The following is a 24,909-nucleotide window of genomic DNA, read 5'->3' as shown; positions in this document are numbered from 1 at the left end:
ACAGCACCTTATTTCAGGAGTTTATCAATATCTTTGATTATTTGTTTTAAGGAAGATTTAAGATTCGCTATTTCCTTTGCGCTGAAGCGAACCGCAGCATCGGAACCAGGAATCAATGAATTATCTCTACCTTCAGCTAGGCGATTACGTGCCCCGCTAATCGTAAACCCCTGGTCATATAGCAGCTCACGGATTCTACGAATTAGTAAAACCTCGTGGTGCTGATAGTATCTTCGATTTCCCCTTCGTTTAACGGGATTTAACTGTGTAAATTCCTTTTCCCAATAGCGAATAACGTGGGGCTTAACATTGCATAATTCAGAAACTTCACCTATACCAAAATATCGCTTAGCTGGTATAGCTGGCAATGAGCTTGTAGGTAAAATTTCTGTCTGTATCATCGTGAGTTCCGCTAACAGGTGTCAATGTCAAATTTAAGACAAATAAAAGCAATTTTACACTAATTTAGTTATGTGCTTCACTGACCACAGATTTAAGCTTTTGGCTAGCATGAAAAGTTACAACCCTTCTCGCATCAATAGGGATAACCTCTCCTGTTTTTGGGTTTCTTCCTGGTCGTGCAGCTTTATCTCTAACCTGAAAATTCCCAAATCCTGAAAGTTTTACAGGCTCTCCGTTTGCAAGTGCATCTCGAATTTGGTTGAAAAACTGGTCAACCACCTCTTTTGCTTCTCTTTTATTTAATCCAACAGATTCAAATAGCATCTCAGCTAACTCTGCTTTTGTTAGAGTTTTGCTTTTAAGGTCAGCATCTTGTAAATCTAAGTCATTATTATTCATTTTTGTCCTCTTACCGTAAACGAGCATTAAATTTAGAACTTAGTTCATTTAAAATTTCGCTCATAATAGCCTCTACAGTTTTATCGTCTAATGGTAATTGATCTTCCTGAAGAGTAAATTTGATGGCAATGCTCTTCTCTTTATCATTTTGTGCATCAGACCAAACATCAAAAATGTTAAAACTTTTAACTAAACTTGTTTGAGAATTTGGAATCATCATATTCTCAATTGCATTTTTGATTTCTGAATATTCCAAATCTTTAGAAACCCAAATTGCTAAATCCCTCTCGAGGAATTGCTTTTTAGATATGGCTTTATATTCAGGTAAAGATCTATTAATTAAAGCATCAAGATCAATTTCAAACACAATTGGTGATTGATTTAGTGAAAAATCCTGAGCAATTTGGGGATGTAATTCACCAATAAAACCTATATCTTTACTATTTAACTGAATTAAAGCACTTCTGCCAGGATGCAACAATGGATTTTGTGTATTCTCATTAAATACTTTGAATGACAATTCGTTAGTATTGGAAAATAAGTTTTCAACAACCTTTTTTACGTCATAAAAATCAATAAGACGTGATTTTTCACCCCACTGTTGAGGGTAAGCCGTACCCCATGCAGCGGCAGCTAATTTTGAATTTTGAGAAACTCCATGCACCTCAAGTTCTGAATTTTGTACAGAATTGTCGTATTCAAATGCCCTTGCAATCTCAAAAATTTGAATATGAGCTTGTTTTCTCTTTGAATTTTGGAAAATATTATTAACCAAACTTAATACAAGACTGCTCCGCATTACAGAAAGATTAGAGGCAATAGGATTAAGTAATTTAATTGAATTGGAATTTCCTATGTAGTCTTCCCATTTGGAGTCAACAAAACTGTAGTTAATAACCTCCTGATACCCCTCACCTACCATAATGTCACGAATATCATGAGCACTGAGTTTAAGTTCACTGAGATTATCCATAATGTTCTCAGTAATAGGAGGAATGGCTGGGATATTGTCGAATCCGAAAATTCGTGCAACTTCCTCAATCAAATCTTCTTCAATCTCAATGTCAAATCTGTAAGACGGGGATATCACTTCAAAAATAGTATCTTCGGTGCTCTTTGATATTTCATATTCAAAGCCAAGACCATTAAATATCTGTTCCACTTCTGTCGCACTTACAGGAATACCTATAATCTTCTGACACCTACTAAGACGCATTGAAACTTTATTCTGACTAGGTAAATTTATGATTTGATCACTTACCTCACTAGCCTCACCGCCACAAATATCCAAGATAAGTTTGGTTATATAGTCGATATGTTCTACATTAGTTTTGAAATCGACTCCTCTTTCAAACCTATGACTAGCTTCAGATGAAAGTTTTAGTTTTCGTGCACGGCCAGCAATTGCAATTGGATACCAAAATGCAGCCTCGATAAAAATATTTTTTGTTTCCTTAGTAACAGAAGTTTCGAAGCCACCCATAATCCCAGCCAAGCACTCTGGGCCAGCATCTGATGAAATTACACCATACTCAGAACTTAATTCAATAAGCTCCTCATTAAGAAGTTTTAATTGCTCTCCCGATTTACCCCAATCAATAGTTAAATCGCCTTTGACTTTATCTAAATCGAAAACATGGGTTGGTCTACCATATTCCAACATCACGTAATTTGAGATATCTACAAGTACAGAAACACTCCTCTGACCAGATTTTTCTAGTCGGTCAACTATCCACTGTGGTGTAGATACAGAAGCATCCACGCCTCTAATAACTCTAGAGGTAAATCTTCCGCACAATTCTGGAGCCAACACATTTACTTTTGGAGATACAATATTTTCTTTTGTGGCAATGCTTCCTACTATCGGCCCTTCTTTTAGCGGCAATTTAAATAATGCTGCTACTTCACGTGCTACTCCATAAACCGACAAGCAATCCGCGCGATTAGGTGTAAGCTTAATCTCATAAGTTACATCATCGGAACAAAATAAATCTGATAAATTTGAGCCTACCTCTAACTCGTCATCAAGTATAAGTAAGCCGCTTGTATCGGAACTAATTCCTAATTCCGAAGCCGAACAAAGCATACCAAAAGAATCGACTCCTCTAAGTTTTCCTACAGAGATTTTTAAGCCATTCGGCAATCTAGCACCAACAGTAGCAAGAGGCACTTTAATCCCTTCAGTTGCATTAGGAGCACCACACACAATTTGAAGATTTTCTTCTAGTCCAGCATCAACCGTACAAATTTTTAATTTATCAGCTTGTGGGTGTTTGCTTATACTTACTATTTTTCCAACCACAACTCCAGTAAACTCTGGAGAAACTTTTATGATTTCTTCAACTTCCAGCCCTGCCATAGTCAAAGCTTCAGCAAGAACATTAGGTTCTACAGGAGGATTGACGAATTCGCGTAACCATGAATCTAAAACTAGCATATTCAACCCTCTTAAACTTGAAATTGTTTAAGGAATCTAAGATCCCCTTCGTAAAAGAGCCTCAAATCATCGACTCCATACCTAAGCATAGTTAATCTTTCAAGACCAGATCCGAATGCAAATCCAATATATTTTTCAGGGTCAAGTCCGAAATTTCTAACTACTGCAGGATGTACTTGACCTGAACCACTAATTTCTAACCATTTACCTTTGTTAGGTCCTGAAGTAAACATCATATCGACCTCAGCCGACGGTTCAGTAAATGGGAAAAATGAAGGACGAAATCTTACAGTTAAATCATGAGTTTCAAAAAACTCTTGAAGAAAATTAGTGTAAACACCTTTTAAATGAGCAAAAGATATGTTCTCCGCTATCCATAAACCTTCAACTTGATGAAACATAGGAGAATGCGTAGCATCTGAATCAACTCTATAAGTCCTTCCTGGAGCAATCACTTTAATTGGTGGTTTATGCGAGCGAGCATATCTTACTTGCATAGGACTTGTGTGAGTTCTTAGTAAATATGGAAGTCCATTAGAGTCTTTTTTGTCGATATAAAAGGTATCCTGCATAGATCTAGCAGGATGATTTTCTGGGTTATTTAGAGAAGTAAAGTTTGTCCAATCATCCTCGATTTCAGGACCATCTGCCACATCAAAACCAATAGACTTAAATATGGCTTCAACCCTTCTCCATGTTTTTATAACAGGATGGAGACCACCCCTTTGACCACCTCTTCCAGGAAGAGTTACATCAATTTTTTCTGCAGATAACTTCTCTAGTAATGCTTGATTAGCAAATTCCTCTCTTCTAAGATTTAGAAGTCTCTCAACTTCGTTTTTTGCTTTAGAAAATCTTGCCCCTTCAGTCTTTTTTTGTTCAGGTGGCAATGCTCCCAACCCCTTCATAAGTTGAGTTATAGTGCCGTTCTTTCCGATATATTTCGCTTTTTCATCTTCAAGAGCAGCTGGAGTTTTAGCTTCTCTAAAGTCTTGAGAAGCTTTTTGAATAAGTTCTTCTAAATTTATAGACATGAGATTTTTCGAGAAGTTTAAATACAAACGGAGCCCAATATGCGAGCCCCGTATGAATTAAAGCAATTAGTAACTAAGACTAAGTCTAAGAGCCTAGAGCAACTTTAGCTTGATTTACGATGACTGCAAACCCTGGTTTGTCGTTAACTGCCATGTCCGCAAGAACTTTCCTATCTAGAGAAATAGCAGCTTTTTTCAAACCAGCAATAAAGGCACTATAAGTCATACCTTGCTCACGAACCGCCGCATTAATTCTAGCAATCCAAAGAGAGCGGAAGGTACGTTTTTTATTACGACGGTCACGGTATGCATATTGGCCAGCACGCATTACAGCTTGCTTAGCTACACGGAATACATTTCCGCGACGACCACGATAACCTTTAGCTAATTTAATTATTTTTTTGTGACGAGCACGTGCGGTTACACCGCGTTTAACGCGTGGCATATATTTCTCCTATTAAGCAAATGGCATCATCGCGCGAACTGATGCAACATCAGACTCATGAACTTGAGTAGAACCGCGAAGTTGACGTTTATTTTTGGTTGTTTTTTTAGTTAGAATGTGGCGCTTGAAAGCTTGACCACGCTTAATAGAGCCGCTACCGCGGACTTTAAAGCGCTTAGATGCACTTTTTTTGGTTTTCATTTTTGGCATATTTTTACCTTTATAGATACGGGTGCCACTAAAATTAGTGTCTTCTATAAAACCCTTAATCTGTATTATTTTTTATTTAAAATTTTGTTTTTAAAAACGTATATTTTATAAATAAGTTATTAAAAAGTCTACACTTTTTTAATTTTCTTTATTTTCTATAGTCTTTTGAACAACATCTGTATATTGGACTTTATGAAAATCGCGTAGACTAAATTTATATGCATCGCCGATTTGTGCAGAAGTCCCGTTTTTGACAATCAAAGGAAATTGTTGCTCAAAGACTCTAACCATGCGTTCATCAGGAACTGAATCTTTTACTACTCTTGCAACAACATAACCATCATTCGTCTTGCTTCCAACATATGCAGGAAGCTTATCGCTAGGGATAGCCATAACATCAGCCATTAGGGCATCAGGAAGATTACCCGCAAATAAGCTAACATCTACTCCTTCTCTCAATAGAGATGATCCATCTTCTGATTTAGGTTCAACAGAAGCTGAAGCACTATGGGTTTTAATAAAGTCTTCTCCTGCCTTTTGAGCTAATTCAGAAGCTTTTTCTAATTGAAATTCACGTGCAGCTTTAGCTTTAACTGATTTAAATGAAGGTACTGCTGACTCTTTTTTATCTGTTAATTTAAAAACTAAAAATTCAGAAGGAGAAATTTCAACTACACCAGAATTTTGTCCCTGTTTGTAAACTTCATTGTTAAAAGCAATATCTATAACACGAGGTGTATTAAATATTGCTTTAATATCCTCGTTAAGAATTACTTTGTCTGGAATATCACTTATTATTCCAGATTTCGTAATACCGTGAACTTGACCAACAGGTAGCATTAAATCATCAGCAATAGTTTTTAAATCATCCCTTCTCTCATGAGTTAAGTTAGTCAAATTAGTAGCTAATTCGGCAAATTTTTCAGAAGCTATTTGTAATTTCACTTCATTAACTAATGTAGGTTTTAACTCTTCAAAAGATTTAGATTGAGATTTTTCAATATTTACTACTTCAAATATATGGAAGTTTTCACCTAACTTAACTGGACCTGTCAATCCAGGATTTTCAAGTGCAAATACAGTATTTTCCAAACCAGGTATATCTTGTTTTTTAAGATAGCCAAGCTCACCTTTATTATTTTTGGTACCTAAGTCTTTAGATTCGCTTAAAACTAGTTCTTCAAACTTTGAAGGGTCAGCTTTAAGTTGCTCAAGTAAATTATTGGCTTTTTCTTCAGTTTCAACTTGGATATGACGAACAAATCTTCTTTCCTCAGTTGAGAATCTATTTTTATTGTTTTCGAAATAACTCCTAAGTGCATCCTCATTAGGCTCTGGAACTTGATCGACAGCTGTTTTTTCATTCAGAATGATGTACTCGACATTTAAGTATTCAGGAATACGAAATTTTGATTCGGCATTTTTATTAAACCACTCTTCAAGCTCTTTCATATCAATATTCACTGATTTCACAAAATCTTCGTTTGCAAATACTTTTGTTTGAACTTGACGAGTTTTAGTGACATATTTTTTAAGCTCTTCTATGGTGGAATCTGGCACAATAGTGCTGTTGATAACTGGGTCTACCACAACATTCACTCCTAAAGTAGCTCTTAGAAAGTTCTCATATTCTTGGGAATTAGTGGAGACACTAGTTAAGAAAGCATTGTAGTTTTCCATAGAAAACTTACCGTCAGTCATAAATCTAGGGTCCTGAGCAATAGAGTATCTAACCATAGAGTCCGAACCATAGAATTTTTTATCCCTTGCAGTATTCGTAATAACTAAATTATCCACTAGGTTTTCTAACCATAATTTACGATATTCAGGAGTATCAACTTCAGATACTTTAAAATTCGAACCTAATTGATTGCGTAAGGAATTCAAACGTTCTGTCCATGACTGATTGAATTGACTTTCAGTAATTTTGTCGTCGTTTACTTGCACTAAGGGTTTTTCATTTACATTCATACCCGAGTAATCAGACAACCCGAAAAACACGAATGAAGGCACTATAAGCAGAATAATGAAAAATAAAACCCACTTCGAATGTTTGCGTAAAAACTCCAACATACTACAACTCTAAACGTTTAAATTAAATAAGGGGGAAATTTTAACAGATTTATAATAGTCATTTTATACATGAGGGATCTTTAATGTTTAGCTACAGACATGCATTTCATGCGGGAAACCATGCAGATGTGCTCAAACATTTTGTGCTTATCCATATTATTAATTACTTCAACCGTAAGGAAGCTCCATACTGGGTTATAGATACACATGCAGGCGCAGGCGTCTATGATTTGATGGGCGAGTGGGCGAATACTAAATCTGAATATGTTGGAGGAATACAGGCTTTGTTAACGAAAACATTGCCACAAGATCTAAGTGAATACGTGCAATATATAAAGGATTTCAACGAAATTGGGCCTAATTCCGAGGAAGAAACAATCGCAGCTTACCCAGGGTCTCCATGGATAGCCCTAGAATTTATGAGGGAGTGCGACAAATTAAAATTATTTGAATTGCACCCAACTGAAATTGAGGTACTCAGAAAAAATATGTTCTTCGAGGACCAGCCATATAGCAAGCAGATTCAAATCAATTTTTCAGACGGATTCAAGGGTATGATTGGGCTACTTCCACCATCAACTAAGCGTGCTATTGTCCTTATCGACCCCTCATATGAAGATAAGGCTGATTACAAATCGGTTCTTCTTTGTATTAAGGAATCTTTAAAAAGATTTAGTACCGGATGTTATGTTGTTTGGTATCCCTTAGTTCAGAGACTTGAGGTGAGCAAAATGATTAAGCACTTAAAAGCTCTGGATGGTATCAAGTGGCTGAATTTTGAACTTACTATCTCTAAAGCTCCCAAATCTGGCTATGGATTGTTTGGGAGTGGTATGTTTATTATTAATCCGCCTTATACACTAATTGATTCATTAAAAGAAAATATGCCCGCTTTAGTGGAACATCTTGGAATTAAGGGTGAATCTTCATATAAAGTTGAGCACTCAGCTAATCTTTAATCGGGATATGTTATTTCAAGAACCTCAATTTCTTGCTTTCCAGTCGGAGTCTTAAGAATAACAACTTGTCCCTCTTCAGCTTTAATCAATGCTTTAGCTACAGGTGAGATCCAACTAATTTTGCCCTTAAGTGGGTCCGCCTCATCTATTCCCACGATAGTTACTGTCACTTCTTGATCTTCAGGATTTAGATAGGTTACAGTAGCCCCAAAATATACTTGATCCTTGTTAGGCTGAGTTGATGGGTCTATAACTTCTGCAATCTCTAATCGCTTTGTGAGAAAACGAATACGACGATCAATTTCACGCAAACGTTTTTTTCCGTAGATATAGTCCCCATTTTCTGAACGATCGCCATTTGATGCCGCCCATGACACTACTTGAACTACTTCAGGCCGCTCAACAGTCACTAAATCGGAAAGCTCCTTTCTAAGAGTTTGATAGCCAGTAAGAGTCATATAATTTTTTAAGCCTTTAGGCATATCTGGCTCATGCTCAAGCTCTTCGTCCTCGTTTGAATCTTCTTTTACGAAAGCTCTACTCATATTTAAAAATGCTCCCATACTGGGTCAAGCCCTTTTGGCAATGGTGGCACCTCTCCTAACATCATAGAATTTTTTTCAAGACCATGATAGTCAGACCCACATGAAGCAAGAAAACCATATTTCTTAGCTACAAATGCATATTCTTCATATTGAGAAGGAAAATGAGAGCCTGTAACCACCTCAATTGCTCGGCCACCTAAATCCTTAAATTCATTAAAAAGATTTACATACTCCTCAGTTGTGTATTTATATCTTCCAGGATGAGCAATAACCGCAATTCCCCCTGATTCTGTAATCCAAGTAACAGCTTCTTCCAAAGTAGCCCAATTCCCAGCAACATATGCGGGCTTTCCGACAGTTAAATATCGGTCAAAAACCTCTTGCATCTGCGAACATACACCTGTATCAACTAAATGTCTCGCAAAATGAGTTCTAGATAGATTCTCTTCTTTATCCGCATATCTCATGGCACCCTCAAATGTTCCACTGATACCAATCGAATCAAACCGTGAGGCAATGTCTCTTGCCCTTATAGCACGACCTTTTCGTATGCCCTCTAAACCTTTAAGAATTAATTCATTATTATGGTCAAAATTCAAACCAACAATATGCAGAGTCCTACCACCCCATACCGTAGAAATTTCTACGCCAGTTATAAAATTTATCCCGTATTCCTTAGCCTTTGACATCGCAGCCTCTTGCCCAGATAGCACATCGTGATCTGTAAGACTCCAAATATCTACATTATTAGTTTTCGCTATAGTTGCCATCTCTTCGGGGCTTAGAGCACCATCTGAAGCTGTTGAGTGGCAATGCAAGTCGACATTTAGCATAATCACTCCATTTAATAATTATTATCGATGCCAATACTTTCGTTTTTCTTTTCTGTATGATTCCCATTTTAATCCATACATATCGGATCTTACGTATATAGCTCCTAATTCAGAAGTCACCAAAAATTCGCTTCCTGCTTGAGTCCATCTCTGACGCACGGCTTCATGCGGATGACCATATCGATTCATATATCCAGCTTGAGCAATGACAATTTTAGGCTTAGTTGAATTTACGAACATTTGTTGCGATGAAGACTTCGATCCATGATGAGCCGCTAAAACTAAATCAATATCTTTTACTTGTGGCAATAACCCCGCCTCCTGCTCACAGAGTATATCCCCCGTTAAAAGTACTTTATGTCGCATGCCCTCTATCAAAAGCACGCAACTTTCATCATTTTTAGATTTCACGGGCCATACCCTTTTATTCTTTGGATGCAAAAAAGTAAATTTGACACCGTCGGCACTAAAAGAGGTTCCAGCTTTGCACGTATCATATAGAAGCAATGAATTTTTGCTTCTATAGTGCTTCCCTGAAGCCTCTTCTTCAAAATCAATAAATTCATCTACTTTAAATGAAGCATACACCTTATCGACATAAATATTTTGAATTAGTTCAGCCATACCACCCGTATGGTCAATATCAGCGTGTGACACAACTAAATAATCAAGTTTATCTACACCTAAATATCGAAAACTCGATGCTAACACACTGCTAAATCCATCGTTTTTTGGGGAGGTTCTAACGCCAGTGTCAAATAAAAGACGCTTATTTTTAGTTTTAATTAAAACACCTCCTCCTTGCCCAACATCAAAAGCAATAAGCTCCCAATTCCCATATTGTGGCAATGCCCTCGTGCCATACATCGATGGCACGATAATCAAAAATCCAAGTAATTTAATAAACCTATGTTTAAACACAATAACGATTGCAACCCCAATTAAGGACAAAGCAAAAAACAAGGTACTAGTGTGCGGAATATCAATACTCGCCCAACTCATACGAGCTATATATTCTGTAAGCTGCATTGTCTTAAACAATAAAAAATGTATGGTATCTGCTAAATATTGATTTATGAAAACGTATGGGTTGATGAACACAAGCATTGCCAACAAAAGGCATGCTGGTGTGATTATTGATCCTATTAGAAAGATCGCATATGCATTTACAAGAGGTGAAACGATAGAGATTTGATTGAAAAATAATATTAAAAATGGGCTTATTGCAAAACTAATTCCAAACTGCAACTTAGCCCATTCTAAAACCATTATTCGAATCTTTTTCCATCGAGAAACATCACTTGCTTCAAGCGTCTTATAAAAATGCAAAATATATTGAAGAATGGCTACAGCAGCAAAGGACAAATAAAATCCGACGTTTAAAATTGCCCAGGGATCAAGAATTAATATAAATATTGCCACCAATAAATAGTTTTGTAGAAATGATGCTTTTAATTTAAGAAGCTTCATTAGAAATATCATCAGTAGCATCAAAAATGTTCTCTGAGCTGGAACGCCCCACCCCGCTAACTGACAGTATGCAAAAGCAACGATTAATCCTATGAAAAGCGATAGTGTATGGGCATTAAAGGAATCAAGCACCAGCTTTCCCTTACGGAAAAGTCGACGTGAAAGAATAAGAACTAGTAATGTGGCCATCGTAGAGAGCATTGTTATATGGGAGCCACTAATAGAAACTAAATGCGTGATTCCAGTTTTATTAAAAAGTTCCCAATATTCCTGCGGTATGGACGATTGATCACCCATAACCAATGCCAATATTATTCCGCCATATTTTTTATTTTCTAAATACGCTTTTAGCCGCTCTCTAACTTTATGCCTTATGTATTCAACTCTAATTGGGAAATCAAAATTATGTTCACTCTCTAAACGAGGATGCCCCTTTATAGCCCCAATTAGTCGATATCCTTTTCGAAACATATTTGCTTCGCTATCAAATCCGCCAGGATTCATAAGTCCAGAAGGCGACTTAATCTTTAGATTTACAGCCCATACTTGCCCTGGAACCACATCTGGCAATGGCTCTACTTTTGGTCCATATTTATAAAGATTAAACCCCCGTGTAATATTCCAAAATACACGAATCTTAGAAGGAATTTGCGAATATCCATCATGTAAAATTTTTGCGTCAAACTGAATAGTCGATTCTGTTTCACTAGCAATGCTAGTTACTAGAATTTTTGTGACAATGGTCTTGTTCTCAAAGAAAGTTGGAAGGCGAATATTAAGCCTCTCATACGCAAGATAAGAACTATATACAGCACCTAAATAAAAGCATAAATATATGATGCGATATCTACCCTTAAGTGGCCAAATTATAGGAATTAGGGCTAATACAAAATACCACTTACTTGGTGGCAATGCACCTAATTGCTGCACTATCGCAAAGGCAAATATCGTAGCTAATGAACATAGTGTCGTAGTTGAGGGCAATTGAAAACTCTCGCAGCGTTCGCGGAAGTCGCTTCAGCAAGCTCTTCCAAAGTTATTTCACGAATATCTGCAAGTACTTCAGCTATTTTCCTCAAATGGTACGGTTCATTTCTTTGCTTATAAATCCATGATGGTGCTATATCTGGAGAATCAGTTTCAAGAACAATATTTTGAAGTGGCAATGTTTTCGCTAATCTTCGTATTTGTAGGGCTCTGTCATAAGTAATATTTCCACCAAAACCAAGACAAAACCCCATCTCTACAAACTTTTGAGCTTGTTGCTCACTTCCGTTAAATGCATGTGCTATGCCACGCAAACCGCCGACTTGATTTAAATACTTATAGACTCTATCCACGGATTTTCTTACATGTAAAACCACTGCTAAATCATATTTTTTAGCTAGTTTTAACTGTTCCAGAAAAAAATATTCCTGCTTTTCAATTTGTTCTGGACTTTGCAAAGAATCAACAAAAAAGTCTAGTCCAATCTCTCCTACACCAATAAGTTTAGGATTGTTCTTCTCTTTCAATATGCTTTCAATTATTTGCAGGTCTTCAATACTAGCACTTTCAAGATACATTGGATGCAACCCTAGACAAAAAAATCCACCCTCAAAACGATTAGCAATTCCCTCGACAGCCTCATAATTGCTAGTGTTAATGGCTGGAATAATAATTTTAGTTACGTCTGAGTTTCTTGCGCGCTCAACAACCTCATCCAAATCTTTTTTGAAATCACAGGCATCAAGATGGCAATGCGTGTCTATCAACATAAATGCTCTTTTGTTACAATGTGATGAACCTATTAAATTTAACATTATTCATCTCGCGGAGTAAGTTATGCCATTGGATGCAGATATTATTGTTGTGGGAGCTGGCCCAGCTGGACTCGCTTTCTGTAGATCACTCAATTCAAGTAACTTAAAAATACTACTCATCGAGAAGAACACACAAGAGAACATTGCCAACCCAAAATTTGATGCACGTGAAATTGCACTAACGCATGCCTCACGAAATTCAATGAAAAAACTTGGTATTTGGGGTCGCGTTAAACCTGAAGATATATATCCTCTTTACGATGCGAGAGTTTTTAACGGAGACTCTGACTATAATCTTCATTTCTCTGAAGATAATCCTAAAAATCCTGATGAAGGTCTAGGATTTTTCATTTCTAATCATCATATTCGCAAAGCTTCATATGAAGCCGTCTTAGAGCAAGATAATGTAGAGATGCGTTTTGGTTTAGGTGTAGCTGACGTTAAAGTTGACTACGATAAAGCGAGCGTTATTCTTGAAGATGGCACAAAACTTACGGCTAGACTTTTAGTTGCTGCAGATAGTAGATTCTCAAGTACCCGTAGAAAAATGGGTATAGGGGCCGACTCTAACGATTATGGCCGCACTGTAGTCACTTTTAGAGTTAGACACACAAATTCAAATAATCACACTGCTATGGAGTGTTTCCGTTATGGAAAAACTCTGGCTATCCTTCCTCTTGAAGAGCACTTAAGTAGTGCGGTATTTACTATAGATTCAAATCGTGCACATGAAATTTTAGAAAAATCTCCAACCGAACGTGCTGCTGAAGTGTATAAACTTTTGGATGGAAAATTGGGCGATGTATCTGTAGATAGTGAAATGGTTTCATACCCACTTGTCGGAGTTCATGCGAAAAGATTTATAGGTCCTTCTTGTGCTGTTATTGGAGATGCTGCAGTAGGTATGCACCCAGTTACGGCCCACGGTTATAACCTTGGGCTTTCATCGGCTGTAATCCTCGGATCTGAAATTTTAAAAGCAGAAAGACGTGGTCAAGACTTTGCTTCTCAAGCGGTGCTCGGTGCTTACGAACAAAAACATATGCTTAAAACTCGCTTCTTATATCATGGAACTAATACCGTAGTTGGTATATTCACTAATGATAGCGAACCAGCCAAATTAGTTCGTACCGCTATTCTTAGAATTAGTAATAACTTACCGCCATTTAAGAAATTTATTACAAATATGCTTACTAAGTCTGAGTAGGATTCAGTACACCCTTCTCCATTCTAAGCTTTCTATCTGCTAGTGCTGCTAGTTTATTATCGTGCGTAACGATTGCAAAAGCAGTTTTAAGTTCAGAGTTCATCTCTTTAAGTAAGCTAAACATGGATGATGCAGTCTCTGTATCAAGATTGCCTGTAGGTTCATCTGCAAGGACTAAAACTGGCTTAGTAACTAAAGCTCTAGCCAAGGCTACACGTTGACGCTCTCCTCCTGAGAGCTGACCAGGACGATGTAGTTCTCGATTAGAAAGCCCAACTTTTCTTAAAAATTCTTGAGCTTCATCCCTGGCTCTATCAAAACTGAGTCTTCTTAAAATTAGAGGCATCGCAACATTATCTAATGCCGTAAATTCAGGGAGTAAATGGTGAAATTGATATACAAACCCAAGCTTCTCATTTCTTACTTTGCTTTTTTGGACTTCGGAAAGATTGCTAGTATCCACCCCATCAATAAAAATTTCACCACTAGTTGGTTTATCAAGCAAACCCATAATATGCAATAAAGTAGATTTACCAGACCCAGAAGCCCCAATTATGGCTAACATTTCACCTTTAGGAATCGCTAAATCTATCCCTTTTAGAATCTCAAGAGTTGAGGTTCCGTCTGAATATGATTTAAAAACTGATCGGGTTTCAAGTGCGTAGTTATTCATGCCTTAAAACCTCCGCAGGTTGAAGTCTAGAGGCTCTCCAACTAGGATATATAGTTGCTAATAGAGAAAGAATAATTGATGTAGCTGCGATTATGAATACTTCATTTAAATTAACTTGAGATGGTAGTTGAGAAATAAAATAAACTTCTGGATTTATAAATTGCAATCCCAAAAGATTTTCTATAAATGGAATAATAGTCTCAATGTTATAGGCAATTAAGCAACCAAAAACAACCCCTAGAATACTTCCGATAATACCTATCAGTGCACCTTGAATCAGAAAAATCAAACCAATAGATCTAGGACTGGCCCCTAAAGTTCTTAATATGGCAATGTCAGACTGTTTATCTTTTACGGACATAACTAAAGAAGATAGTAGATTAAAAGCAGCTACCGCAACAATTAAGGTTAGAATCATAAACATCATTCTTTTTTCGACCTTAACAGCTGCAAACCAAGTTCTATTATCGTATGTCCAATCATGAGCTACATATCCATATGGGAGCGTATTTGACATATTGATAGCGATATCAGGTGCCTCTAACATATCCTTAACTCTAACACGCACCCCTGATATAGCAGTATTTCTAAAGAGTACAGCTGCGTCATCTGCATGCATAAAAGCTAAGTTTGTGTCATATTCTGCATGCCCAGAATCGAATAAAGCAACAATTGTGACTTGACGCATTCTTGGGGAGAAACCTGATGGATTAATTGAGCCTTGAGGGCTCATAACTAATAGAGTGTCACCTACTCCAACACCAAGTTGATTAGCGGCTCTTAAACCAAGAACCAAACCAAACTCCTTAGCCTTTAGATTATCTAAAGAACCTTCTACAATTTGTGAGGGAAGGTCAGATACATTTCCCTCTTCTGACGGAATTATCCCTCGAAATTGCGCCCCTTTAAGAACTTGATCTCTAACAAGCATTCCACCTGCAGATACAAATGGTGAAGCACCCGTAACATCATCGTATTTGAGTACTTCATCTCGAATGAACTTCCAATTTTTCAAACCTTCGACAGCTGTTGCATTTGTAGAATAGACCTGGATATGAGGTATCACCGATAACATGCGATCTCGCACTTTCACTTGAAAGCCACTCATAACAGATAAAACAATAATTAGAGCCGCCACGCCTAAAGCTATGCCAGCCATTGAACTTGCAGCTACAAAAGAGACAAATTTATCTCTCTTTGATCCTCTGCCTTTGGATTTAGTAAGTCCTGCGTATCGAGTACCGATCCACAGTTCATATGGTAATGTCACTATTGATATCCAGTTAAAATTGAAATTTTAACAGCTGCCCATAACGTAATAATGGATTTAATTATTAGTTCATTTATCCCGCCTAAACCTTTAATTAATAAATTTGCGGAATATATTGAAAAATCGCTACCCAATATTCATAAGTTGATTCGAAATTCTAAAATCTCTTTTTATGACTTCGAATGCGAAAAATATTTATGTACAGCTGATGAGTACTTAATGCATAATGATATCGAAGATTTGAATTCTGCGGGTTATTTAAACGAAATTAAAGAATTTCATTATGTTTTAGATTTTGGTCATAACTCTGTGAGGAATCATGAAGTGAATTTTCACAAAGTCTCAGAAAACTTGCTTCTAAGCGATAAATTTAAAAATGTTCTTCAAACAATACGAAAAGAATTGACTGAATATGATATAGATTTAAAAAGAGAAAAAGATAAATTTATTCTATTAAGTCCAATTTCTTTGGGTAGATTACCAAGTACCTCTCTTATAGAAGAGACATCAATTACACAGTGGTGGCCTGATACAGAGGAAACTAAATATTTTCGTAAAATCTATAATCATATATTGATGACCATGCATCAAATTGCTGAGGATGAATATATAAACGGGATATGGATTTACGGGGAGGATGCGGGGGCATTGCCACAGAAAAAGGATATAGTTTTCGTAGATGGATTAAGAGAAGCGTATATCAAAAACGATTGGGAATCATGGTTTAATCAGCTTCTCGAAATTGATCAATCGATAGCAGATTATAAAAATATATTTTTAACCTCTACCGACAAAATTTTACATTTAAAAGAAGCGAAATTTTTAGATAAGTGGTTTAAACCAAACTGGAAGAAAGTGTGGACGCAAGTCAAATAAAAATCAGAGAATTCGATAAGAACATTGCTAGAAAGCTCGAAGAACAGGGTTATAACCCATTAATCGCAAGGATTCTGGCGGCACGAGGTGTCACTGATATTGAGCAAATGTCTACAGACTGGCATCATATGCTCGACCCAAAATTAATGCTTAATATGGAGATGACGGCTTCATTGTTAGCTGATGCTATTGAGCAGAAAAAAGATATTGTGATTGTGGCCGACTATGACTGCGATGGCGCAACCGCATGTGCTGTTGCTATTAGGGGTATTCGCATGTTTGGACATGACGCAGATTTTTTTGTGCCAAATAGAGCGGAGACTGGATATGGACTATCGCCTGAACTAATTGATTTACTACTTAAGCAAAGACATAAGCCTGAGTTGATAATCACTGTGGATAATGGAATAGCAAGCGTCGATGGAGTAAGTTATGCAAATTCGCTTGGTATTGATGTAATCGTTACCGACCATCATTTGCCAGGAGATGAAAAACCAGAAGCCTTGAGCATTATCAACCCTAATCAAAAAGGATGCTCATTTCCTTCGAAGGCATTGGCAGGTGTTGGGGTGATGTTTTATTTGTTAATCGCTTTAAGAGCTGAGTTTCGAAAACGTGGAAGATGGGCAGATAGATCTCAAGAGCCATTAGTGGCTTCATTAGTTGATTTAGTTGCTGTTGGAACGGTGGCAGATGTTGTAAAGCTAGATTCGAATAACCGATTGCTTGTAGAAAAAGGTTTATCGCTAATTAGAAGCGGAAAAACAAAAGCAGGAATATTGGCCCTCTTTAATGTTGCGTCTACTCCTTATCAAAGTGCTATTAGTACTGACTTAGGTTTCAGAATCGGTCCAAGAATCAATGCTGCTGGAAGGCTTGCAGATATGTCATTAGGTATCAAATGCCTGCTAACTGACGATCCTAACGAAGCATATATCTACGCAACTGAACTTGACGAATTTAATAAAAAAAGAAAATCTATAGAAGATGAAATAAAGTTAGAGGCCTTAAATGGAAGTGACTCAACAAGCATATCGAAACAGTCTCTGGTAGCTTTTAACAAGGATTGGAATCCTGGTGTTATTGGGATTGTGGCTTCTCGATTAAAAGAAAAATTTTGGGTGCCCTCTATAGTTTTTGCTAGTGCTGGAGATGGTTTAATTCAAGGTTCAGGTAGATCAATACCAGGCGTACATTTACGTGATGTGATTGATTTAGTTTCAAAGCGATATCCCGAATTTATCACTAAATTTGGAGGGCATGCGATGGCCGCAGGTTTGACTATGCATGAGCGATATCTTGAGGAGTTTAAACCGGCATTTAATCAAGCTGTAGTCGATATCTCAGGTATCACTGAATTTAATCGCGTGGTAGATACCGATGGACCGATAGATGTTGTATGGGCTCAACTTGATACAGCAAAAGAACTCGATAATATAGTTTGGGGAGCTGGGTTTCCTAAACCTCTATTTAATGACAGCTTTAAAGTTTTGGATCAAACCATATTAAAAGAAAAACATTCTCGTCTACGTATAGAAAAAGATGGAGTGGAATTTAAAGCAATTTACTTTAATTTTACGGAAGCATTGCCACCGGAAGTAGAGCTTATTTTTACTTTAAATGTAAATCAATTCAATGGTCTAGAGAACCTGCAACTTATGGTTCAAGAGCATCTTATATAGTAAAATTCCCTTTACCTCACCAAGAATAATTAGAAATGGAAGCTGAACGTAGTAATCAAATCGCAAATAATCTGAGTGATTATTTATCACGCGTGGAATCCCTCAGGGGGTATCTTTGACTTTGACACTAAGGCAGAACGCCTGCAAGTAGTCAATTTGGAACTTGAAGATCCAAATATTTGGAATGACCCAGAAAAGGCTCAATCTTTATCAAAAGAAAAAAAATCTCTTGAAGATGTAGTTCTTGTTTTATCTGAGTTAGAGCAATCTATTCGAGATAGTAAGGATTTATATGAATTGGCAGTGGAAGATAGCGATGATTCCACACTCATTGCCATAGAAGAAGATTCTAAGCGATATTTAGAGGCTATCGAGGGTCTTGAATTTAGGCGTATGTTTTCTCAACCTGCCGACCCTTTGAACTGTTTTATTGATATTCAATCGGGAGCTGGGGGTACTGAAGCTCAAGACTGGGCTTCCATGCTTTTGAGACAGTATCTGCGATACTGCGAGCGTAAGGGTTTTAAAACTGAGTTGCTTGAAGAATCTGCAGGGGATGTTGCGGGCATTAAATCTGCAACTCTTAAGGTTGAAGGTGACTACGCTTTTGGTTTTTTGCGTACTGAGAGCGGTGTACATAGACTTGTTCGTAAAAGCCCTTTTGATTCGGCTAATGGCAGACATACTTCGTTTGCAAGTTTATATGTATATCCTGAAATTGATGATTTGATTGAGGTAGAAATTAATCCTGCAGACCTTAGGATTGATACTTATCGAGCTAGTGGAGCTGGTGGTCAGCATATTAATAAGACTGACTCAGCTGTGCGCATAACGCATGAACCCACAGGTATTGTTGTTCAATGTCAGAACGATAGATCTCAGCACAGAAATAAGGCTGAGGCTATGTCTATGCTTAAATCTAAGTTATATGAGCTTGAATTACGAAAGCGTATGGCAGACCAACAAAAGTTAGAGGAATCAAAATCGGATGTTGGTTGGGGACATCAAATTCGCTCTTATGTATTAGATCAAAGTCGAATTAAGGATTTAAGAACCAACGTCGAAGTTTCGAATACGCAAAAAGTTTTAGATGGGGATTTGGATATGTTTATTGAAGCCAGCCTCAAACAGGGAGTTTAAGGAATGTCAGATAAAGTAAAAAACGCAGATGAATCAAGCGAAGTTTCGATAGATGAAAATCGTTTAATCGCTGAAAGACGAGAGAAATTAAAAGGTTTACGTGAGACTAAGGGGTGGTCATTTCCAAATAAATTTAAACCAATCGATAAAGCTGCTGATTTACATAAAAAGTTTGATGAACTCTCCAAAGAAGAGCTTGATCCTTTAGAGACTCCAGCAATCGTAGCTGGACGTATGATGTTAAAACGCGTTATGGGTAAAGCAAGTTTTGCAACTCTACAGGATTCTAGCGGACGTATCCAAGTTTATTTAGATAAAAAACATCTAGGCGACGAAGCTTATGATGAATTTAAATCATGGGATATCGGAGATATTATCGGTGTTTCAGGACGTGTATTTAAAACAATGAAGGGCGAACTCTCTGTTCATGCTCAATCTGTTGAACTTATTAGTAAATCATTACGCCCATTGCCTGATAAATTTCATGGCCTATCAGATCAAGAATTACGTTATAGACAGCGATATGTAGATTTAATAATGAACGAATCTACACGTGAGACTTTTATTGTTAGGTCTAAGGCTATGTCTCACCTAAGACAAATTATGACTGAAAATGGCTTTTTGGAAGTTGAAACTCCTATGCTCCACCCTATTCCAGGCGGTGCTACAGCTAAGCCATTCGTAACTCACCATAATGCTTTAGATATGGATATGTATTTACGCGTTGCACCAGAGCTTTATTTAAAACGATTGGTTGTTGGCGGATTCGAACGTGTATTTGAGATTAATCGCAATTTCAGAAACGAGGGAGTTAGTCCACGTCATAATCCTGAATTCACAATGATGGAGTTTTATGCAGCATACACAGACTATGAATGGATGATGGATTTTACTGAAAAAATCTTGCGTGAAGTTGCTGTTAGAACTTTGGGTTCAGCTCAAATTATGCATCAAGGCCGTCCGTTGAATTTTGATGAGCCTTTTGAGAGATTAACTATGGTGGAAGCGATACTTAAATATTGCCACCAATATACAGAAGAACAATTAAAGGATCCTGATTTTATTCGCTCTGAACTTATTGCTCTGAAAGCACCAGCGGCTGAGGGCTTAAAATTAGGGGCTCTGCAATTGGCTTTATTTGAAGAGACTACAGAGAGCCAACTGTGGAATCCAACATTTATTATCGATTATCCTGTAGAAGTATCGCCTCTTGCACGTGCATCGGATACTGATAGTGAAATTACTGAGCGCTTTGAGCTATTCATAACTGGTCGCGAAATTGCAAACGGATTTTCGGAATTAAATGACCCTGAGGATCAATCGGCACGCTTTATGGAGCAAGTTAAGGCCAAGGATGCGGGCGATGAGGAAGCTATGTACTACGACTCAGATTATATTCGTGCTTTGGAATATGGCATGCCATATGCTGGGGGATGCGGGATTGGTATAGATAGATTAATAATGCTTTTGACTGATAGTAGTTCAATCAGGGATGTATTACTTTTCCCTCATTTAAGAAAAGAAGATTAATGTTTAATAAGGGTGGACTTAGGTTCCACCCTTTTTTATGTCATAAGCTGTTTTTTGTCACATGAAGTAAATTTAATCTCTTTATGATGATTCTGAATTTACAACATAAATCTTTTCTTCGCCTTATGAAAAACTTGATTACCGCCCTTTTACTAAATATTTTTATATTTACTAGCTCTGTAATTTGGGCTCAAACAAATTCAGAGAATATCGATACTCATATAAATTCATTATCAGAAAAAGAATTACTGATATTTGTTAGCAGAAAGCAAACTTTAGAAGATATTTTTAAAGCCTATAAATTATTAGCTGAGAAATATAACAATCCAAGAGGTCAATTTGCTGTCGGAATTTTTTATTTACATGGCATTAAACATATAGAAAAAAATCCTCAAGAAGCTATTAAATGGTTAACAAAATCAGCTGAACAAAATTTTTATCCTGCTATGGAGACTCTCTACGATGCTTATATGCTAGGAACAGATATACCAAGGGATACTCAAAAGGGAATTAGTTATCTCGAGATATTAGCTAATCAAGGATTCGATAATGCACAGTTCGCACTAGGAAAAAATTATTTCAATGGAAAAGATATCCCTAGAAATATGAATAAGGCCGTATATTGGTTTGAAAAAGCAGCAAATCAAGGTAATACAGAGGCAATGTTGTATTTGGCTTCCATATATTTTGTTGGTGATGGTGTAGATAAAGACTTATCCAAAACAAAATATTGGAATGAAAATGCTGCCAAGAAGGGTCTGGCAATTGCTCAATTTAACCTGGGCACCTTGTATTACAACGGTCATGGTGTTGATATTGATTTAGTTAAAGCTAGAGAATGGTACGAAAAATCAGCTGAACAAAATAATGCATTGGCACAGACAAATTTAGCACTTATGTATATTAAAGGTGAAGGTGGACCACAAGACTTTAATAAGGCCATGGAATTACTACAGAAATCTTGCGAAAAAGGCGATAAGACTGGATGTTCTCAATACCTAGAGTTACGAACTAAATTGAAATAAGTATTTAATTCTATTCATATTTATTTGTATATTAATGGATACAATTAACGTTTTATATTAAGGAGATACAAATATGAAACTGAAAAACAAAAGCATTGCCACACTTTTAGCTTCTATTACTCTATTTGGGTCTGTTGCTTTAGCTCAAAATCCTTCACCTGATGAATTGTTCAATAAAGGTGGCTCTTTTTATGAACAAAAAAATTATGCAGAGGCTTTTAAATATTTTAAAACCGCAGCTGATCAAAACCATACTGTTGCTCAGACAAATGTAGGTATCATGTTAATCAAAGGTTTAGGAGTTGATCAAAATATACAAGAAGGTTTGAAATATACAGAGAAAGCTGTAGAGGCGGGTGATGATCAAGCTCAGTACAATTTAGCAAGTTTTTATTTTAGAGGTGATGTAGTTAAACAAGACCTTAAAAAAGCTGGAGACTTATTCGAAAAATCTGCCAACCAAGGTAATGTAAAAGCACAACACGATTTAGGATCTATGTATCTAATGGGCCAAGGCAAACCTCAGGATATTAAGAAAGCAGCTGAATGGATGCAAAAATCTGCTTCTAAAGGCCATCCTGGGTCTCTTTATAATTTAGGCATTATGTATAAAAGAGGCGAAGGCATGCCGCAAGATTTAGGAAAAGCTAAGGAGATGTTCTCAAAGTCATGCGATATCGGGTTTAAACAGGCATGCGAAAGTCTCAAAAATCTTAAATAATTTTAGAAATCGCTGTAGGATGGGGGGATATTTTTTGTGCTTTTTAGAAAAATATTTCCCTTTTAGATAAGAGAAAAATTCATTTAATCATTGCAAACTCATTTAAGAAACAAAGGATACTTCATAAATAAACATGAATTTGCAAGATCACGCCACATTTTAGATCGATCTAGCTCACCTGCATTACGAGGATTATCTGCGTTTTTTACTAAATCATATGTGTATTGGCCCAACTCTGAGCCCATATCTGCAGCTTTTTTTAGCCAAACTAAAGCTTCTTCATTGCTTTGCTCAACACCTTCTTCCCCATATATGTACAAATCCGCAATTTCTAAAAATAGGTAAGGAATCTTGTACTTTTCAGCAATGTCGTTTGTCAGCTTAATCGCTAAAGAAATGTCTTTTTTTACACCATATCCACACACAAGCATATGAGCTTTATTTAAAATCGCGTTGGGGTTTCCCTTGGATGCTGCTAAATCATAGAATTCGTAAGCAATTTCTTTATATGAATCGATACCCATAATTTTATTGAAATACATATCACCTAGCATGTTTTGGGCAATCGCATTTCCTTTACTTGATGCCTTAGCTAGATATTCAATTACCCAAATTTTTTCGTCTTCAAAGATATGAGGTATATGTCTGTTCTGTTTATAGTATGCAGTTCGATTATCATCAATAATACTATCATTTACAGAAAAAAACCTTTCATTTTCTAAGTAAAATTTTCGATTTTCACTCCTGACCAAACTGCTTAAATAACGAAGTTTGTTAGTTGCAATTTTATTTAGTCTATAACTTGATAAATATAGAAGCATTACACCCTTTTTTAAATCCTTTTGTACGCCTAATCCTGAAAGAAACATATCAGCCAAAAGCATATGAGCAAAAGAATTATTTTCTGTAGAGTACGGAATTAGCAATTCCCAAGCCTTAGTAAAATCTTGATTTTCATTAAACCCAAAAAATAAATTCATCCCTTTTAATAAATCAGGATGAATTTGTTCTAAATTAAGTTCTGGATCAGTAGGTTTTAGTTTTGCTTCAGATGTGTTGGATAAAACCAAAAGACATAAAATGATCAAACTAAATATTGATTTTAAAATTTGATAACAATGCCTCAAGTTATGCTCTCTTGGTTACAAACTATTTAATGATATGAGGAAACTTAGGTCTGCAAGCCCCATCATCCCCTCTCCATTTTTTAGCTAATTTTAATTCAGTTTGTACTTGAGGTGTATTGATTTTCTCAATCATTCTAACATCGCGAGCAGCAATCTCATCTCCTAAATCCGCAGCCTTCTTAAACCAAGCTTTAGCCTCATCATAATTTTGTTCTACGCCTTCACCATACAAATATAGATTTCCAACTTGATAGTAGACATAAGGAACAGTATGGTTTTGAGCAACATCTAACATTAATTTTGCGGCTTGAGAGCGATTCTGTTCTACACCATAACCACACATAAGCATATGGGCTTTATTCATCTTGCCATTTGGATTTCCTTGGGCAGCTGAAGCATCGTAAAGTTTATATGCTGCTGCATAATCTTTTTTAACAGCAGCACCTAAATAATACATATCACCAAGAATATTTTGAGCAAATGCATTTCCTGAGTCAGCAGCTTCTTTAATATAATTAAAAACAGCAGGACCTTCAGCTAAAAATGTATGTGGCAATTTTTCATTGGTTTTCTTTCCAATGTAATAGCCTTTAGGAAATTGAGATTTTATAAATTCTTTTCGATAATCTCTTATGACTCCTAAAGGAGAGAAATCCTTAGGCGTTTCAACACCAACGCCATATACAAGAGTTTCCGTAAACTTATATGATGCTAAATCATTAAATCTTGTAGCGGAAGCAAGCAAAAGGTCTAAACCTTTTTTCACGTTTCTATTTACGCCAAGTCCAGCTAAATAAATATCTGCAACAAATAATTGAGCGGTAGTATTATGCTTAGGAGTGAAAGGCTCCATAATTTCACGTGCTTTCACAAAATCTTGTGGCCCATTGTAACCAAGAAACAAATCAAGCCCTTTTCTAAAATCTGGGGTGATTTTTTTAACATGCTCATTTGATTCAGCTGCAGAAGTTTGAGCTTGGGCGGAGACAGATCCGCAAATCATAAAAGTACCTAAAGTTAAAGTTAGAATTGCGGATAAAAGTCTCATT

Annotated in this window: 23 protein-coding genes; 8 read left to right on the top strand and 15 right to left on the bottom strand. The window is 36.6% G+C overall.

What is annotated here, in order from left to right; translation table 11 throughout:
* Positions 1-8: 8 nt before the first annotated feature.
* From TASI_RS03465 to TASI_RS03435, 7 genes are all read right to left on the bottom strand, one after another.
* Positions 9-401 (bottom strand): MerR family transcriptional regulator, encoded by a 393-nt coding sequence (locus TASI_RS03465; protein ID WP_014111375.1) that lies wholly within the window; start codon positions 399-401, stop codon positions 9-11.
* Positions 402-465: 64 nt separating this feature from the next.
* Positions 466-801 (bottom strand): integration host factor subunit alpha, encoded by a 336-nt coding sequence (locus tag TASI_RS03460; protein WP_014111374.1) that lies wholly within the window; start codon positions 799-801, stop codon positions 466-468.
* Positions 802-811: 10 nt separating this feature from the next.
* Entirely contained in the window at positions 812-3,238 is a 2,427-nt protein-coding gene (gene pheT / locus TASI_RS03455) for a phenylalanine--tRNA ligase subunit beta (RefSeq protein WP_014111373.1), read from the bottom strand.
* An 11-nt stretch (positions 3,239-3,249) separates the two neighbouring features.
* On the bottom strand, positions 3,250-4,272 hold the full coding sequence (gene pheS, locus TASI_RS03450) for a phenylalanine--tRNA ligase subunit alpha (RefSeq protein ID WP_014111372.1): 1,023 nt from the start codon (positions 4,270-4,272) through the stop codon (positions 3,250-3,252).
* 85 nt (positions 4,273-4,357) lie between these two features.
* Complete coding sequence (rplT, locus tag TASI_RS03445) at positions 4,358-4,717, bottom strand: 50S ribosomal protein L20 (RefSeq protein WP_014111371.1); 360 nt, start codon at positions 4,715-4,717, stop codon at positions 4,358-4,360.
* Between the two features lie 12 nt (positions 4,718-4,729).
* Positions 4,730-4,927 carry a 50S ribosomal protein L35 gene (gene rpmI / locus TASI_RS03440; RefSeq protein ID WP_014111370.1) on the bottom strand — a complete coding sequence of 66 codons (198 nt, stop codon included), beginning with the start codon at positions 4,925-4,927 and terminating at the stop codon, positions 4,730-4,732.
* 138 nt (positions 4,928-5,065) lie between these two features.
* Complete coding sequence (locus TASI_RS03435) at positions 5,066-7,000, bottom strand: SurA N-terminal domain-containing protein (RefSeq protein ID WP_044978020.1); 1,935 nt, start codon at positions 6,998-7,000, stop codon at positions 5,066-5,068.
* 83 nt (positions 7,001-7,083) lie between these two features.
* Here TASI_RS03435 and TASI_RS03430 point away from each other — a divergent pair, with 83 nt between their 5' ends.
* Positions 7,084-7,959 (top strand): 23S rRNA (adenine(2030)-N(6))-methyltransferase RlmJ, encoded by an 876-nt coding sequence (locus TASI_RS03430; RefSeq protein ID WP_014111368.1) that lies wholly within the window; start codon positions 7,084-7,086, stop codon positions 7,957-7,959.
* Here the strand turns inward: TASI_RS03430 and greB are convergent.
* The 4 genes from greB to TASI_RS03410 are packed head-to-tail and all read right to left on the bottom strand — an operon-like array spanning position 7,956 to position 12,564.
* Entirely contained in the window at positions 7,956-8,504 is a 549-nt protein-coding gene (greB, locus tag TASI_RS03425; RefSeq protein WP_044978263.1) for a transcription elongation factor GreB, read from the bottom strand. The genes TASI_RS03430 and greB overlap by 4 nt on opposite strands.
* A gap of 2 nt (positions 8,505-8,506) precedes the next feature.
* Positions 8,507-9,337, bottom strand: a complete 831-nt coding sequence (locus TASI_RS03420; RefSeq protein WP_014111366.1) for a PHP domain-containing protein — start codon at positions 9,335-9,337, stop codon at positions 8,507-8,509.
* Positions 9,338-9,358: 21 nt separating this feature from the next.
* Complete coding sequence (locus TASI_RS03415) at positions 9,359-11,791, bottom strand: DNA internalization-related competence protein ComEC/Rec2 (RefSeq protein WP_014111365.1); 2,433 nt, start codon at positions 11,789-11,791, stop codon at positions 9,359-9,361.
* Positions 11,761-12,564, bottom strand: a complete 804-nt coding sequence (locus tag TASI_RS03410) for a TatD family hydrolase (protein WP_014111364.1) — start codon at positions 12,562-12,564, stop codon at positions 11,761-11,763. The genes TASI_RS03415 and TASI_RS03410 overlap by 31 nt, the downstream gene beginning before the upstream one ends.
* A 67-nt stretch (positions 12,565-12,631) precedes the next feature.
* Here TASI_RS03410 and ubiM point away from each other — a divergent pair, with 67 nt between their 5' ends.
* Positions 12,632-13,816, top strand: a complete 1,185-nt coding sequence (gene ubiM / locus TASI_RS03405) for a 5-demethoxyubiquinol-8 5-hydroxylase UbiM (protein WP_014111363.1) — start codon at positions 12,632-12,634, stop codon at positions 13,814-13,816.
* On the opposite strand, the gene TASI_RS03400 is transcribed toward ubiM, so the two are convergent.
* Positions 13,803-14,489, bottom strand: a complete 687-nt coding sequence (locus TASI_RS03400; protein ID WP_014111362.1) for an ABC transporter ATP-binding protein — start codon at positions 14,487-14,489, stop codon at positions 13,803-13,805. The genes ubiM and TASI_RS03400 overlap by 14 nt on opposite strands.
* Positions 14,482-15,762 carry a lipoprotein-releasing ABC transporter permease subunit gene (locus TASI_RS03395; protein WP_044978018.1) on the bottom strand — a complete coding sequence of 427 codons (1,281 nt, stop codon included), beginning with the start codon at positions 15,760-15,762 and terminating at the stop codon, positions 14,482-14,484. Before TASI_RS03395 ends, TASI_RS03400 begins: the two co-directional genes overlap by 8 nt.
* 48 nt (positions 15,763-15,810) lie before the next feature.
* Between TASI_RS03395 and TASI_RS03390 the strand changes: the two genes are divergently transcribed.
* The 6 genes from TASI_RS03390 (at position 15,811) to TASI_RS03365 (ending at position 22,733) form a co-directional block, all read left to right on the top strand.
* Positions 15,811-16,635 carry a hypothetical protein gene (locus TASI_RS03390; RefSeq protein WP_014111360.1) on the top strand — a complete coding sequence of 275 codons (825 nt, stop codon included), beginning with the start codon at positions 15,811-15,813 and terminating at the stop codon, positions 16,633-16,635.
* Positions 16,617-18,317, top strand: a complete 1,701-nt coding sequence (recJ, locus tag TASI_RS03385; RefSeq protein ID WP_014111359.1) for a single-stranded-DNA-specific exonuclease RecJ — start codon at positions 16,617-16,619, stop codon at positions 18,315-18,317. The genes TASI_RS03390 and recJ overlap by 19 nt, the downstream gene beginning before the upstream one ends.
* A 35-nt stretch (positions 18,318-18,352) precedes the next feature.
* Positions 18,353-19,457, top strand: a protein-coding gene (gene prfB / locus TASI_RS03380) for a peptide chain release factor 2 (RefSeq protein WP_144312778.1) whose coding sequence is annotated in 2 segments (ribosomal slippage) — positions 18,353-18,433 and positions 18,435-19,457 — 1,104 coding nt in all. Because the reading frame shifts where the segments join, the coding sequence is not laid out codon by codon here.
* A gap of 3 nt (positions 19,458-19,460) precedes the next feature.
* Positions 19,461-20,987 carry a lysine--tRNA ligase gene (lysS, locus tag TASI_RS03375; RefSeq protein WP_014111357.1) on the top strand — a complete coding sequence of 509 codons (1,527 nt, stop codon included), beginning with the start codon at positions 19,461-19,463 and terminating at the stop codon, positions 20,985-20,987.
* Between the two features lie 125 nt (positions 20,988-21,112).
* Positions 21,113-22,012 (top strand): tetratricopeptide repeat protein, encoded by a 900-nt coding sequence (locus tag TASI_RS03370; protein ID WP_044978261.1) that lies wholly within the window; start codon positions 21,113-21,115, stop codon positions 22,010-22,012.
* Between the two features lie 73 nt (positions 22,013-22,085).
* Positions 22,086-22,733 (top strand): tetratricopeptide repeat protein, encoded by a 648-nt coding sequence (locus TASI_RS03365; RefSeq protein WP_014111355.1) that lies wholly within the window; start codon positions 22,086-22,088, stop codon positions 22,731-22,733.
* Between the two features lie 98 nt (positions 22,734-22,831).
* On the opposite strand, the gene TASI_RS03360 is transcribed toward TASI_RS03365, so the two are convergent.
* Together TASI_RS03360 and TASI_RS03355 are read right to left on the bottom strand one after the other, a co-directional pair.
* Positions 22,832-23,821, bottom strand: a complete 990-nt coding sequence (locus tag TASI_RS03360) for a tetratricopeptide repeat protein (RefSeq protein ID WP_228359752.1) — start codon at positions 23,819-23,821, stop codon at positions 22,832-22,834.
* Positions 23,822-23,882: 61 nt separating this feature from the next.
* Positions 23,883-24,908, bottom strand: a complete 1,026-nt coding sequence (locus tag TASI_RS03355) for a tetratricopeptide repeat protein (RefSeq protein WP_044978015.1) — start codon at positions 24,906-24,908, stop codon at positions 23,883-23,885.
* Between the last annotated feature and the right edge of the window lies 1 nt (position 24,909).

The organism is Taylorella asinigenitalis MCE3 (assembly GCF_000226625.1).
Lineage (GTDB): Bacteria > Pseudomonadota > Gammaproteobacteria > Burkholderiales > Burkholderiaceae_B > Taylorella > Taylorella asinigenitalis.
Note: the sequence above shows the minus strand (reverse complement) of the source record. Positions and strands in the feature narration are given on the sequence as shown.

What these genes read in the sequence shown, in the direction of transcription:
- TASI_RS03465 (WP_014111375.1), bottom strand. Translation starts at nt 401, where the DNA reads ATGATACAGACAGAAATTTTACCTACAAGCTCATTGCCAGCTATACCA.
- TASI_RS03460 (WP_014111374.1), bottom strand. Translation starts at nt 801, where the DNA reads ATGAATAATAATGACTTAGATTTACAAGATGCTGACCTTAAAAGCAAA.
- pheT (WP_014111373.1), bottom strand. Translation starts at nt 3,238, where the DNA reads ATGCTAGTTTTAGATTCATGGTTACGCGAATTCGTCAATCCTCCTGTA.
- pheS (WP_014111372.1), bottom strand. Translation starts at nt 4,272, where the DNA reads ATGTCTATAAATTTAGAAGAACTTATTCAAAAAGCTTCTCAAGACTTT.
- rplT (WP_014111371.1), bottom strand. Translation starts at nt 4,717, where the DNA reads ATGCCACGCGTTAAACGCGGTGTAACCGCACGTGCTCGTCACAAAAAA.
- rpmI (WP_014111370.1), bottom strand. Translation starts at nt 4,927, where the DNA reads ATGCCAAAAATGAAAACCAAAAAAAGTGCATCTAAGCGCTTTAAAGTC.
- TASI_RS03435 (WP_044978020.1), bottom strand. Translation starts at nt 7,000, where the DNA reads ATGTTGGAGTTTTTACGCAAACATTCGAAGTGGGTTTTATTTTTCATT.
- TASI_RS03430 (WP_014111368.1), top strand. Translation starts at nt 7,084, where the DNA reads ATGTTTAGCTACAGACATGCATTTCATGCGGGAAACCATGCAGATGTG.
- greB (WP_044978263.1), bottom strand. Translation starts at nt 8,504, where the DNA reads ATGAGTAGAGCTTTCGTAAAAGAAGATTCAAACGAGGACGAAGAGCTT.
- TASI_RS03420 (WP_014111366.1), bottom strand. Translation starts at nt 9,337, where the DNA reads ATGCTAAATGTCGACTTGCATTGCCACTCAACAGCTTCAGATGGTGCT.
- TASI_RS03410 (WP_014111364.1), bottom strand. Translation starts at nt 12,564, where the DNA reads ATGTTGATAGACACGCATTGCCATCTTGATGCCTGTGATTTCAAAAAA.
- ubiM (WP_014111363.1), top strand. Translation starts at nt 12,632, where the DNA reads ATGCCATTGGATGCAGATATTATTGTTGTGGGAGCTGGCCCAGCTGGA.
- TASI_RS03400 (WP_014111362.1), bottom strand. Translation starts at nt 14,489, where the DNA reads ATGAATAACTACGCACTTGAAACCCGATCAGTTTTTAAATCATATTCA.
- TASI_RS03390 (WP_014111360.1), top strand. Translation starts at nt 15,811, where the DNA reads ATGGATTTAATTATTAGTTCATTTATCCCGCCTAAACCTTTAATTAAT.
- lysS (WP_014111357.1), top strand. Translation starts at nt 19,461, where the DNA reads ATGTCAGATAAAGTAAAAAACGCAGATGAATCAAGCGAAGTTTCGATA.
- TASI_RS03370 (WP_044978261.1), top strand. Translation starts at nt 21,113, where the DNA reads ATGAAAAACTTGATTACCGCCCTTTTACTAAATATTTTTATATTTACT.
- TASI_RS03365 (WP_014111355.1), top strand. Translation starts at nt 22,086, where the DNA reads ATGAAACTGAAAAACAAAAGCATTGCCACACTTTTAGCTTCTATTACT.
- TASI_RS03355 (WP_044978015.1), bottom strand. Translation starts at nt 24,908, where the DNA reads ATGAGACTTTTATCCGCAATTCTAACTTTAACTTTAGGTACTTTTATG.